A 12,216-nucleotide genomic window follows, 5' to 3' on the forward strand; every position below is an offset into this window, starting at 1 on the left:
TTGTCTGGACCGATACGGGGGCCGATCTCTACGCCGCATCGACGTCGCGCCACACCCGATCGACCTTGGTAACGCGGCAGGTTTTCACATGGACATCACGTTTCTTCTGAACGGAGAGACCGTCACCACGCAAACGTCCCCCACGGCGACGCTGCTCGACTGGCTGCGCGAGGGGCGCGGGCTGCGCGGCACGAAGGAAGGCTGCAACGAGGGCGACTGCGGCGCCTGCACGGTGATGGTCACCGACGACCACGGCCCCCGCGCCCTGAACGCCTGCATCCTGTTCATGGGGCAGCTGTCCGGCAAGGCCGTCCGCACGGTGGAAGGGATCGCCGCCCCCGACGGCACGCCGCATCCGGTGCAGACCGCGATGGTGGACCACCACGGCTCGCAATGCGGGTTCTGCACGCCGGGCTTCGTGGTCAGCATGGCCACGGCGCATCTGAACGGCCGCACCGACCACGACGACCAGCTGGCGGGCAACCTGTGCCGCTGCACCGGCTATGCCCCGATCGTCCGCGCCGCACAGGCGGTGGCCGCCACGCCGATCCCCGGCTGGATGCACGACACCGCGCCCGGCGGGGCTACGCCGCACGCGCCTACCAGTGCCGACGATCTGGCGGCATGGTATCTCGATCACCCGGACGGCACCCTGATCGCCGGGGCGACCGACGTGGGCCTGTGGGTGACTAAGCAGTTCCGCGATCTGGGCGACGTGGCCTTCCTGCACGCCTGCACCGACCTGCAGCAGATCGACGTGACTGAGGGCGCCATCCGGTTCGGTGCAGGCGTCACCATGACCCGCGTGCTCGATGCGGTGGCTGACGACTATCCGTCCTATGCGGACATGATCCGGCGCTACGGCTCAGTGCAGGTGCGCAACGCCGCGACCATCGGCGGCAACATCGCCAACGGCAGCCCCATCGGCGATAACCCGCCCGCGCTGATCGCGCTCGATGCCGTGCTGCACCTGCGGCGCGGCGACGTGGTCCGCGACGTGGCCTTGGCCGACTACTTTCTGTCCTACGGACGGCAGAGCCGCCAACCGGGCGAGTTCGTGATCGGCGTCACCATCCCGCGCGGGTGCCACGACCACCGGGTCTACAAGCTGTCCAAGCGGTTCGATCAGGACATCTCGGCGGTCTGCGGCGCGTTCGACGTGACCGTGACGGACGGCACCGTGACCCGCGCCCGCATCGCCTTCGGCGGCATGGCGGGGGTGCCGAAACGCGCCTCTGCGGTCGAATCCGCCCTCATCGGCCGACCCTGGACCGATGCGACCGTGTCCGCCGCCCTGCCCGCCTTCGCCGACGACTTCCAACCGCTCAGCGACATGCGCGCCAGCGCCGCCTACCGCCTGACGACGGCGCAGAACATGCTACGCCGCTATCACGCGGACCTGTCCGGCCAAACGGTCGATGTGCGAAAGGTGCGGGCATGACCACGCAGAAACCCGCCCCGCAAGCCGCGTCAGCCGCCCTGCCTCAGGCGGCAACGGCGTCGCTGCCGCACGCGCCCCTGACCCACGACAGCGCCCCGCTGCACGTGACCGGGGCCGCGCGCTACATCGACGACATTCCGGTGCCCGCAGGCACGCTGCATCTGGCGTTCGGCCTGTCCACCGTGGCACGCGGCGTGCTGACGGCCCTCGATCTGGATGCGGTCCGTGCCGCGCCCGGCGTCGTGGCCGTGCTGACCGCCGCCGACCTGCCCTTCGCCAACGACGTCTCGCCCAGCAACCATGACGAGCCGCTCTTGGCCACGGACCGGGTGCATTACGTGGGCCAGCCACTGTTCGCGGTGGTGGCCGACAGCCACCTTGCCGCGCGATACGCCGCCCGTCTGGGCAAGGCCGCGATCACGACCGAGGCACCGGTGCTGACGATTCAAGACGCCCTCGCCGCCAATGCGCGGTTCGAGGATGGCCCCCGGATCTGGACCAAGGGCTGCGTCGACACCGCCCTGTCCCGCGCGCCTCACCGGGTGCAGGGCCGCATCGACATGGGCGGGCAGGAGCATTTCTATCTCGAGGGGCAGGCCGCCCTCGCCCTGCCGCAGGACAACGGCGACATGGTCGTGCAGTCGAGCACCCAGCACCCGACCGAGATCCAGCACAAGGTGGCCGAGGCGCTGGGCCTGCCGATGCACGCCGTCCGCGTCGAGGTGCGCCGCATGGGCGGTGGCTTCGGCGGCAAGGAAAGCCAGGGCAACGCGCTGGCCGTCGCCTGCGCCGTCGCCGCCCGCCTGACGGGACGCGCCTGCAAGATGCGCTACGACCGCGACGACGACATGATCGTCACCGGCAAGCGGCACGATTTCCGCATCGACTACGACGCGGGCTTCGACGCGCAGGGGCGGCTGACGGGCGTCGATTTCACGCATCACACCCGCTGCGGCTGGGCGATGGACCTGTCCCTGCCCGTGGCCGACCGCGCCATGCTGCACGCCGACAACGCCTATCTGCTGGACGCCTGCCGCATAACGTCCCACCGGCTGAAGACCAACACGCAAAGCGCCACCGCCTTTCGCGGCTTCGGCGGCCCGCAGGGCGTGCTGGGGATCGAGCGTGTGATGGACCACGTGGCGCATGTGCTGGGGCTCGACCCGGTCGATGTGCGGCGGGCGAACTACTACGCGCCGATGGACACGGTGGCAGCGGCGCTGAAGGCAACCGGCGGAGGGGGGCTGTCTGCCCCCCGGCCTGCGGCCCCCCCCGAGAGTATTTCCGAAAAAGCGAGCGGGGTCGATCTGGCCGGTCGCGGCGCACAGGTCGAAGCCGACGACCGCGCCGCCGTGCAGCGTGATGCGGTGAATACCACGCCCTACGGGATGGCGGTCACGGATTTCATCCTCGACGATCTGACGGCGCGGCTGCTGGACAGCAGCGATTATGCGGCGCGGCGTGACCGGATCGCGGCGTGGAACGCAGGCAACCCGCTGCTGAAGCGGGGGATCGGGTTCAGCCCGGTGAAGTTCGGCATTTCGTTCACGCTGACGCACCTCAATCAGGCGGGCGCGCTGGTGCATGTGTATCAGGACGGGTCCGTGCATCTGAACCATGGCGGGACCGAGATGGGTCAGGGCATGTTCCAGAAGGTGGCGCAGGTCGCCGCCGCTCGGTTCGGCATCGACGCGGGTGCGGTGAAGATCACCGCGACGGATACCGGCAAGGTGCCCAACACCAGCGCCACCGCCGCCTCCTCTGGCGCGGATCTGAACGGGATGGCGGTGGCCGCCGCTTGCGACACGATCCGCGACCGGATCGCCGCCTGTCTGGCGGAGCTGCATCAGGTGGCCCCGGATCAGGTGCGCTTCAAGGATGGCCGCGTGCGGGTGGCACAGGACGAGATGAGCTTCGCGCAGGCCGCCGCTGTCGCCTACGTGAACCGCGTGAGCCTGAGCGCCACCGGCTTTTACCGCACGCCTGATCTGGCGTGGGACCGGGTGAAGGGTCAGGGCCGCCCGTTCCTTTACTTCGCGCAGGGCGCGGCGGTGACCGAGGTGGTGATCGACACCCTGACCGGCGAGAACCGCATCCTGCGCTGCGACATCCTGCACGATGCGGGGTCATCGCTGAACCCCGCCCTCGATCTGGGGCAGGTCGAGGGCGCTTACGTGCAGGGCGCGGGCTGGCTCACGACCGAGGAGCTGGTCTGGGACGACGCGGGCCGCCTGCGGACCCATGCGCCCAGCACCTACAAGATCCCCGCCTGCGGCGACCGGCCGGAGGTGTTCAACGTGGCCTTGTGGGATCAGCCCAATCCGGCGGAGACGATCTATCGGTCCAAGGCGGTGGGCGAGCCGCCCTTCATGCACGGCATCTCGGCATTCCTCGCACTTAGCCATGCGGTGCAGGCCTGCGGACCGCACTGGGCCGACCTGCAGGCCCCCGCCACGCCGGAGGCGGTGCTGTCCGCCATCGCGCGGGCGCGTGGATAAGGGTGAGGCCGTGACGCCCATGGCCCGCACATGACCGGCATCCGCGTCAGCGTGACCCGCACGGCGGGGTCGGTTCCGCGCGAGGCGGGGACGCAGATGATGGTCTGGGCCGACCGCACCAGCGGCACCATCGGCGGCGGCGCGCTGGAGTGGGAGGCGATGACCCGCGCCCGCGCCATGCTGGCGGAGGATGTGACCGAGGCGACGCTGACCTTACCGCTTGGCCCCGCGCTGGGGCAGTGCTGCGGCGGCAGCGTGACGCTGCGGCTGGAACGGGCGGACCGGCTCGACGACGCGCCCGGTGCGCCCCTGTGGATCTGGGGTGCGGGGCACGTGGGCCGCGCGCTGGTCGGGGTGATGGCCCCGCTGCCCGCGTATGACGTGATGTGGATCGACACCCACGCCGACCGCTTTCCCGATGATCCCGGCGTGCCGGTGCTGGCGGCGGAAGACCCGCTGCGCGCGGTGGCACTGGCCGCGCCGGATGCCCATCATCTGATCGTGACCTACAGCCACACGCTGGATCTGGACCTGTGTCACGCCCTGCTGTCGCGCGATTTCGCCAGCGTCGGGTTGATCGGATCGGCCACGAAATGGGCGCGGTTCCGCACGCGGCTGGGTCATCTGGGCCACAGCCCCGCCCAGATCGCGCGCATCCGCTGTCCGATCGGCGATCCGACCCTTGGAAAGCATCCGCAGGCCATTGCCATCGGCGTCGCCATGGGGATGCTGCGGGGCGGGATGGCTGATACGGGCGAGGATGCGGATGACTGAAACCCTGTTGGCGCTGGACGGCCTGACCAAGGCCTATCCGGGTGTGATCGCCAACCGCGACGTGTCGTTTTCCATCCGCCGGGGCGGCATCCATGCGCTGCTGGGGGAAAACGGCGCCGGCAAATCCACGCTGGTCAAGACGATCTATGGCCTGGTGCGGCCCGATGCAGGAACCATGACGCTGAACGGCGCGCCCTATATGCCAGCCGATCCGGGGGCTGCGCGACGGGCCGGTGTCGCGATGGTGTTCCAGCACTTCTCGCTCTTCGATGCGATGACCGTGGCGGAAAACATCGTGCTGGGCATGGACCAGCCACCCAGCCCCCGTGCGATTTCGGCAGAGGTCCGCCGCGTCTCGCAGCTTTACGGCTTGCCGCTGGACCCCGCGCGCATCGTGGGCGACCTGTCGGCGGGCGAGAGGCAGCGCGTCGAGATCATCCGCTGCCTGCTGCAGGACCCCAAGCTGCTGATCATGGACGAACCCACCAGCGTGCTGACCCCGCAGGAGGTGGACATCCTGTTCCAGACCCTGCGCAAGCTGGCTGCCGAAGGCACGGCGATCCTCTATATCAGCCACAAGCTGGGCGAAATCGCGGCCCTGTGCGACGAGGCAACGGTGCTGCGGCAGGGACAGGTCGTGGCCACCTGCGATCCGCGCACCACCGCGCCCCGCGCGATGGCGGAACTGATGGTTGGCAGCGTGCTGCAGGCCCCTGTGCGCGTCGCCCGGCCCGAAGGCGCCATCGCGCTGACCTTGCGGGGCCTGACGGCCCCGGCGCCGCACCGGTTCGGCACCGCGCTGAAGGGGATCGACCTGAGCCTGCGCGCGGGCGAGGTCGTGGGCATCGGCGGCGTCGCCGGCAACGGGCAGGACGAGCTGGTCGCCGCCCTGTCGGGCGAGATGGCCGTGGCGGCGGACATGGTCCGGCTCGGCGACACGGCGATCGGCGACGCGGGGGTGAACGCCCGGCGCGCGGCAGGGCTTCTGTGCGGACCGGAGGAACGGCTGGGCCATGCAGCCGCCCCCGACATGTCGCTGACAGAAAATGCGCTGCTGACGGGCGCGCGGCGCAAAGATCTGGCGCGGCGCGGGTTCGTGCGCTGGCCTGCGGCGAAAGCCTTTGCGCAAGAGATCATCGCGGCCTTCGACGTGCGCACGCCGGGACCGGAGGCCGCAGCCCGGTCGCTGTCGGGGGGTAACCTGCAGAAATTCGTGATCGGGCGGGAAATCCTGCAAAACCCCCGCGTGCTGGTGGTGAACCAGCCCACGTGGGGCGTCGATGCAGCGGCAGCGGCGGCGATCCGTCAGGCGCTGCTGACCCTTGCGGATGGGGGGGTGGCGGTCATCGTGATCTCTCAGGATCTGGACGAGCTGATGGAAGTGTCGGACCGCTTCTGCGCGCTGACCGACGGGCGTCTGTCGCCCTCGCGCCCTGCGCGCGGACTGACGGTCGATCAGATCGGCCTGATGCTGGGCGGCGCCCACGATCTGGAGGTCGCGCATGTCGGTGCGTGAGGGACGCCTGCCGCGGGCGAGTATTTGGACAAAAGCGAGGACGGGGGCGGCGCAGGACACAGCCACCGGCGGGCGCTTGTCCGGCCAGATGACACAGGAGGGCGGCGCATGATCCGGCTGGAGAAGCGACCGCAGCCGAGCCGCGGCTGGAGCTATGCCGCGCCGGTCTTGGCGGTGCTGCTGACGATGCTGCTGGGGGGCGCGCTGTTCGCGGCGCTGGGGCAGAATCCGGTCGTGGTGATCCGCACGATCTTCCTCGATCCGCTGTTTTCCGAGTTCGCGTGGTTCTACCGCCCGCAACTGCTGATCAAGGGCGCGCCGCTGGTCCTGATCGCGGTGGGGCTGAGTTTCGGGTTCCGGGCCGGCATCTGGAACATCGGGGCCGAGGGGCAATACATCATCGGCGCGCTGGTCGGTGCGGCGGTGGGCCTCGCGCTCTATCCGCTGGAGAGCCGCTGGGTGTTCGTCGCGATGGTCGTGGCGGGGGCGTTCGGCGGCTGGGCCTGGGCGATGATCCCCGGCCTGCTGCGGGTGAAGTTCGGCACCAACGAGATCCTCGTGTCCCTGATGCTGGTCTACGTGGCCGAAAGCCTGCTGGCCGCCATGGCGCTGGGACCGCTGAAGAACCCCGAGGGCATGGGGTTCCCCGGCAGCCGCAACCTGTCGCAGTATCCCGGGGCGGCGAACCTCGACCTGATCGCGGGCACCGGGCTGCACTGGGGCGTCGTCGCGGCGCTGATCGCGGTGATCTGCGCCTATGTGGCGCTGGCCCGGCACATCTTCGGATTTCAGGTGCGGCTGGCGGGACAGGCGCCGCGCGCCGCGCGCTTTGCCGGTGTGCGTCCGGCGCGGCTGGTGCTGGTCTGCATGGGCCTGTCCGGCGCGCTGGCGGGGCTTGCCGGCCTGTTCGAGGTGGCGGGCCCAGCGGGGCAGGTCACCATCGACTTCAACGTGGGCTACGGGTTCACCGCGATCATCGTGGCGTTCCTCGGACGGTTGCATCCCATAGGCATCCTCGCCGCAGGCGGGCTGATGGCGCTGACCTATATCGGCGGCGGCATCGCGCAGAGCAATCTGGGCCTGCCCGCCGCCGCCATCAGCCTGCTGCAGGGCATGCTGCTGTTCTGTCTGCTGGCGGTGGACATGCTGACCCACTACCGCGTCCGGCTGACCATGCGAAAGGTTGCGTGATGGATCTGAGTGCGATCAACCCAATCCTGCTGCTGGCGTCCCTGATGGTGGCCGCCACGCCGATCCTGCTCGCTGCCATCGGAGAGCTGGTGGTCGAGCGCGCGGGCGTCCTGAACCTCGGCGTCGAAGGGATGATGATCACGGGCGCCGTATCGGGGTTCATCGTCGCCGTGGCCACCGGCAATCCGTGGATCGGGTTTCTGGGGGCTGCGGCGGGCGGGGCCGCGCTGTCGCTGGTCTTCGGTGTGCTGACGCAATACCTGCTGTCCAATCAGGTCGCCACCGGTCTGGCGCTGACGTTGTTCGGACTGGGACTGTCGGCGCTGATGGGGCAAGGCTATCTGGGCATCCGGGCGCCAGCCTTTCCGGATGTGCACGTGCCGCTGCTGGCCGACATCCCGGTGATCGGTCCCATCGTGTTCCAGCACGATCCGATGGTCTATGGCGGGCTGCTGATCGTCGCTGGCGTGTACGGGTTCCTGCACCACAGCCGCGCGGGCCTGATCCTGCGCGCGGTCGGAGAGAATCACGACGCCGCCCATGCGCTGGGCTATCACGTGCGCCGCACGCGGATGCTGGCGATCGCCTTCGGCGGGGCCTGCGCGGGGCTGGGCGGGGCGTATCTCAGCCTCGTGAGGGTGCCACAATGGACCGAAGGCATGACCGCCGGGGCAGGCTGGATCGCGCTGGCCATCGTGGTCTTCGCGGGCTGGAAACCGTGGCGTCTGGTACTGGGTGCCTATCTTTTCGGCGGTGTCACCGTGCTGCAGCTTAACCTGCAGGCGGCGGGGGCTGCCGTGCCCGTCGAATACCTTTCGATGTCGCCCTATCTTGCCACGATCCTCGTTCTGGTGATCATGGCGAGCGGACGCAGCCCGGGGTCACTGGGCCGGACATTTCATGCCGCACGCTGATGCGGGAACAACCGGGGACACCACCACAATGATACGCAGAACACTCCTTGCATCCGGCGTCGCCGCCGCTGCCCTGATGGCCGCGGGCCTGCCCGCTCTGGCGCAGGACGAACCCACCAAGGTCGGCTTCGTCTATGTCGGCCCGGTCGGCGACGGCGGCTGGACGTTCGAGCACAACCAGGCCCGTCTGGCGGTCGAAGAAGAGTTCGGCGACGCGGTCGAGACGGTGTTCGTCGAATCGGTTCCCGAAGGCCCGGACGCCGTGCGCGTGCTGACCGACATGGCGCTGCAGGGCGCGGACCTGATCTTCACCACGTCCTTCGGCTACATGGATCAGACGATCGAGGTCGCGTCCAAGTTCCCTGACGTGAAATTCGAGCATGCGACCGGCTTCAAGACCGCCCCGAACGTGGCCGCCTACAACGCCCGCTTCTATGAAGGCCGTGCCGTGCAGGGCCACATCGCGGGCCACGTGACGGAATCGAACATCATCGGCTACATCGGATCCTTTCCGATCCCCGAAGTGATCCAGGGCATCAACAGCGCCTATCTGGCCGCCAAGGCGGTGAACCCGGACGTGGAGTTCAAGATCGTCTGGGCCTACACGTGGTTCGATCCGGCGAAAGAGGCCGAATCCGCCAACGTGCTGATCGAACAGGGCGCCGACGTGATCCTGCAGCACACCGACTCCACCGCACCGCAGGCCGCGGCGCAGGCCGCGGGCAACGTCTATACCTTCGGTCAGGCGTCCGACATGGCGGAATACGCGCCGATGCCGCGCGTGTCGTCGATCATCGACAACTGGGCCCCCTACTATATCGAGCGGACGCGCGCCGTGATCGACGGCACGTGGGAAACCCAGTCGGTCTGGCAGGGCATCGCCGACGGAATGGTCGGCATCGGTGAGATCACCGATGCGGTCCCGGCCGAGGTCAAGGTCACTGCCGAGGCGATCCGCGACGGGATCGTGGCCGGCACGATGCACCCCTTCACCGGGCCGATCAACAAGCAGGACGGGTCCGTCTGGCTGGCCGAAGGCGAGACCGCCGACGATGAGACGCTGCTGGGCATGAACTTCTACGTCGAAGGCATCGAAGGCGACATTCCGCAGTAAGCGATGGTCTGACAAAATGGAAAAGGCCCGCCTGTTGGCGGGCCTTTTTCGTCAGACGCAAGGAGTCCGGCGAATGCCGGATCAGTCGCCCATCGACATGAACGTGCCGTCGCCGTTCACGATGTTTTCGATCCGGCTGGCTTTCAAAGATGCGCTCGACTGGTCGTTCATGACCCGCTTGGCGTCCTCGATCTCGGACGCCGTGAACTGCTCGCCCGCATCGACGCGCACGCCCAGCGCCGACAGATTGGCATCGAAGTCTGCGCGGGACGCGGCGGAGGTGTCGGCGACGTCCATGGGAATCAGGGTGTTGGTCTGTGCCGTGACGGGACCTGCGGCAAGTGCCGCGATCGTCAGGGCGGCTGCGGTGAAAGCGGTGAGCGGGCGGAACATGATGGTCTCCCAATGATGATTTACATCGACCGAACATTCCGCGCCCGTCGCCGGGTCCCGGGCCGCACGCAGTCGTGAGCGCGCGTGTCCCCGCGCCGCGCGGGTGCGTCCCGCCCGCATGCAAAAGGCCCGCACGGGGGTGCGGGCCTGATGGGGTCTGGACCGGGGCCGTGCCCCGATCGTGCCTGACAGCTATCAAAAGCCGGGCAGCTCTCAGAAGCCGGGCAGCTATCAGAAGCTGTAGCCGGCGCCGCGGTCGTTGGACTCGCCGTTCACGATCAGATCCACGCGACGGGCCTTGGAGCTGAAGTTGCCCTGGTCCAGCACGACGCGCTGGATGGCGGTCAGTTCGTCGTCGGTCAGAACGTCGCCCTTGCGCGTCGTGACGCCCAGCGTGTCGAGGTTCTGCAGCGTGGCTTCGAGGCCCGTTTTCGAACGGTCGTTGGTGCCGTTGGTGGCGACCAGATCGCTGACGCTGGCAGCAGAGGCGGCCGTGATGCCGAGGCCGGCGATCAGGGCGGTCGCGACGATGGAAGATTTCAGGAAGGTCATGGGAGGTCTCTTTCGTTGATCGTATCTGCGAGGGGTCATTCCCTCTTGCCACAGCGATATAGGTGACGATTTTACGAATGTGCACACCAAATCCGTTACTTTAATGTGATTGTTCATCTTCGCACATAAACTGGATCAAACTTGCAGGCTGCACGGGGCTTGCGGCCGTCGCAGGGCCGGTGGCGGCGTTGCAGGTCGTGCCACGCCATGCGAGGCTGTGCCGATGACACACCTGACCTGCCGCGATGGCACCACCCTATCCCGCCTGACCTTCGGCACCATGCAGTTCGGGGGCCGCGCCGATGCGCAGGCCAGCCGGGTGATGTTCGACACGGCCCGCGCCGCCGGCATCAATCATTTCGACACCGCCGTGGGCTATGCCGACGGGCGGTCCGAGGCGCTGTTGGGTCCGATGATCGCGCCGGATCGTGACCGCCTGTATCTTGCCACCAAGGTGGCGTTTCACGGCGGCGCGGGGGACGCAAACATCCGCGCACAATTCGACATCAGCCGCAGGCAGTCGGGACTGGACACGGTGGACCTGCTGTATCTGCATCGCTGGGACGCAGAGACGCCGCTGGAGAAAACGTTCGAGACGCTGGCCCGCCTGCAGGACGCTGGGCTGATCCGGCACATCGGCGTGTCGAACTATGCCGCGTGGCAGGTGATGAAGGCGCAGGCGGTCTGTGCCGCCCTCGGCACCCGCATCGACGTGATGCAGCCCATGTACAACCTCGTCAAACGGCAGGCCGAGGTCGAGATCCTGCCGATGGCCGCCGATCAAGGCATCCTCGTCTGCCCCTATTCGCCACTGGGCGGTGGCCTTCTGACCGGCAAATACGCACGTGGCGATGCCGGTCGGTTGACCGACGACGCGATGTATGCAGCCCGGTACGGGCAGGACTGGATGCACCTCGCGGCAGCCCGGCTGGCCGATCTGGCGGCAGAGGTCGGCGTGGACCCGGCGACGCTTGCGGTGGCATGGGTTGCGGCACATCGCACCGCCCCCTCGCCCATCGTGTCCGCCCGGTCGGCGGAACAGCTGGCCCCCTCGCTGGCCGCACAGGATCTGGTGTTGTCGCCGGCGCTGCGGGACCGCATGACGGCCCTGTCGCCGACACCGCCCCCGGCGACCGACCGGCTGGAAGAGGTCTGACGCCTTGCAGTGCCGCGTCGCATCGCAGGTGGCCCACGCATGGCAAGGATGGTGGAACGTGGCGTGCCGCTACGCTATGGGTGAAGCGGCACATCACTATGCCCGAATCCCGCCCCACCCGCGTTGCCGCGACTGACGCAAAAAGCGAAGCGACCCTTGATGACCCGAGTTCGCCCCCCATGTCAGGATCATGGATGACACGCCCGTGACCCGACCCGACCATGCACGATTGCCTGCAGACCATCTGCCGGGTGCGTCTCCCGCAGTGCCTGCGGCGACGGGCCGTGCCGCCGCGACCCGCGAAAAGCTGCGCCTGAGCCGCGAAAAACTGCGTGCGCACCGCGAGAACATGCGCCTGAAGCGCCAGTTCGAGCGTCTGCACCGTGACTTTCCCCGCCTTGGTGGGCCGCTGCACCGGTTGAGCAAGCCGGGCTGGGCCATGGTCCGCATCCCCGTCGGCATCATGTTCGTGGTCGGTGGTCTGCTGTCCATCCTGCCGGTGTTCGGTCTGTGGATGCTGCCCGTGGGCCTCTTGCTGCTGGCCGTGGACGTTCCCTCTATGCGGCGGCCCGTCTCGGCCGCGATGATCCGGCTGCGGCGTCGGGCCGATGTGTATCGGCAGCGTCGCAAGTCGAAGCGAAAGTAGGCCCCGCGCGGATCGGATGCC

The 12,216-nt window shown here is 68.3% G+C and carries 11 protein-coding genes; 9 read left to right on the forward strand and 2 right to left on the reverse strand.

What is annotated here, in order from left to right; translation table 11 throughout:
• Positions 1 to 88: 88 nt before the first annotated feature.
• From BMX16_RS07750 to BMX16_RS07780, 7 genes are all read left to right on the forward strand, one after another.
• Positions 89 to 1,441: a xanthine dehydrogenase small subunit gene (locus BMX16_RS07750; RefSeq protein WP_089901285.1), complete on the forward strand. Its 1,353-nt coding sequence runs from the start codon at positions 89 to 91 to the stop codon at positions 1,439 to 1,441.
• The gene (gene xdhB / locus BMX16_RS07755; protein WP_089901289.1) at positions 1,438 to 3,939 is read left to right on the forward strand and encodes a xanthine dehydrogenase molybdopterin binding subunit; all 2,502 of its coding nucleotides are present in this window, start codon (positions 1,438 to 1,440) and stop codon (positions 3,937 to 3,939) included. Before BMX16_RS07750 ends, xdhB begins: the two co-directional genes overlap by 4 nt.
• A 30-nt stretch (positions 3,940 to 3,969) precedes the next feature.
• The gene (xdhC, locus tag BMX16_RS07760) at positions 3,970 to 4,713 is read left to right on the forward strand and encodes a xanthine dehydrogenase accessory protein XdhC (RefSeq protein WP_089901292.1); all 744 of its coding nucleotides are present in this window, start codon (positions 3,970 to 3,972) and stop codon (positions 4,711 to 4,713) included.
• Entirely contained in the window at positions 4,706 to 6,229 is a 1,524-nt protein-coding gene (locus BMX16_RS07765; RefSeq protein ID WP_089901294.1) for an ABC transporter ATP-binding protein, read from the forward strand. The genes xdhC and BMX16_RS07765 overlap by 8 nt, the downstream gene beginning before the upstream one ends.
• A gap of 108 nt (positions 6,230 to 6,337) precedes the next feature.
• A complete protein-coding gene (locus BMX16_RS07770) occupies positions 6,338 to 7,420 on the forward strand; it encodes an ABC transporter permease (protein WP_089901297.1) in 1,083 nt (360 codons plus the stop codon).
• The gene (locus tag BMX16_RS07775; RefSeq protein WP_089901299.1) at positions 7,420 to 8,334 is read left to right on the forward strand and encodes an ABC transporter permease; all 915 of its coding nucleotides are present in this window, start codon (positions 7,420 to 7,422) and stop codon (positions 8,332 to 8,334) included. The genes BMX16_RS07770 and BMX16_RS07775 overlap by 1 nt, the downstream gene beginning before the upstream one ends.
• A gap of 28 nt (positions 8,335 to 8,362) precedes the next feature.
• Complete coding sequence (locus BMX16_RS07780; RefSeq protein WP_089901304.1) at positions 8,363 to 9,448, forward strand: BMP family ABC transporter substrate-binding protein; 1,086 nt, start codon at positions 8,363 to 8,365, stop codon at positions 9,446 to 9,448.
• Between the two features lie 81 nt (positions 9,449 to 9,529).
• On the opposite strand, the gene BMX16_RS07785 is transcribed toward BMX16_RS07780, so the two are convergent.
• Together BMX16_RS07785 and BMX16_RS07790 are read right to left on the reverse strand one after the other, a co-directional pair.
• Positions 9,530 to 9,841: a hypothetical protein gene (locus BMX16_RS07785; protein ID WP_089901307.1), complete on the reverse strand. Its 312-nt coding sequence runs from the start codon at positions 9,839 to 9,841 to the stop codon at positions 9,530 to 9,532.
• A gap of 231 nt (positions 9,842 to 10,072) precedes the next feature.
• Positions 10,073 to 10,393 (reverse strand): hypothetical protein, encoded by a 321-nt coding sequence (locus BMX16_RS07790; protein WP_089901310.1) that lies wholly within the window; start codon positions 10,391 to 10,393, stop codon positions 10,073 to 10,075.
• Between the two features lie 223 nt (positions 10,394 to 10,616).
• Here BMX16_RS07790 and BMX16_RS07795 point away from each other — a divergent pair, with 223 nt between their 5' ends.
• Positions 10,617 to 11,549: an aldo/keto reductase gene (locus BMX16_RS07795; RefSeq protein WP_089901312.1), complete on the forward strand. Its 933-nt coding sequence runs from the start codon at positions 10,617 to 10,619 to the stop codon at positions 11,547 to 11,549.
• A 205-nt stretch (positions 11,550 to 11,754) separates the two neighbouring features.
• Positions 11,755 to 12,195, forward strand: coding sequence for a hypothetical protein (locus BMX16_RS07800; protein WP_143058004.1), 441 nt, complete (start codon positions 11,755 to 11,757; stop codon positions 12,193 to 12,195).
• Positions 12,196 to 12,216: the final 21 nt, after the last annotated feature.

The sequence above is a fragment of the Loktanella fryxellensis genome (assembly GCF_900110065.1).
Taxonomy (GTDB): domain Bacteria; phylum Pseudomonadota; class Alphaproteobacteria; order Rhodobacterales; family Rhodobacteraceae; genus Loktanella; species Loktanella fryxellensis.

Excerpts from the sequence above, each read along its gene's own strand:
- BMX16_RS07750 (WP_089901285.1), top strand. The coding sequence starts at position 89 with ATGGACATCACGTTTCTTCTGAACGGAGAGACCGTCACCACGCAAACG.
- xdhB (WP_089901289.1), top strand. The coding sequence starts at position 1,438 with ATGACCACGCAGAAACCCGCCCCGCAAGCCGCGTCAGCCGCCCTGCCT.
- xdhC (WP_089901292.1), top strand. The coding sequence starts at position 3,970 with ATGACCGGCATCCGCGTCAGCGTGACCCGCACGGCGGGGTCGGTTCCG.
- BMX16_RS07765 (WP_089901294.1), top strand. The coding sequence starts at position 4,706 with ATGACTGAAACCCTGTTGGCGCTGGACGGCCTGACCAAGGCCTATCCG.
- BMX16_RS07770 (WP_089901297.1), top strand. The coding sequence starts at position 6,338 with ATGATCCGGCTGGAGAAGCGACCGCAGCCGAGCCGCGGCTGGAGCTAT.
- BMX16_RS07775 (WP_089901299.1), top strand. The coding sequence starts at position 7,420 with ATGGATCTGAGTGCGATCAACCCAATCCTGCTGCTGGCGTCCCTGATG.
- BMX16_RS07780 (WP_089901304.1), top strand. The coding sequence starts at position 8,363 with ATGATACGCAGAACACTCCTTGCATCCGGCGTCGCCGCCGCTGCCCTG.
- BMX16_RS07785 (WP_089901307.1), bottom strand. The coding sequence starts at position 9,841 with ATGTTCCGCCCGCTCACCGCTTTCACCGCAGCCGCCCTGACGATCGCG.
- BMX16_RS07790 (WP_089901310.1), bottom strand. The coding sequence starts at position 10,393 with ATGACCTTCCTGAAATCTTCCATCGTCGCGACCGCCCTGATCGCCGGC.
- BMX16_RS07795 (WP_089901312.1), top strand. The coding sequence starts at position 10,617 with ATGACACACCTGACCTGCCGCGATGGCACCACCCTATCCCGCCTGACC.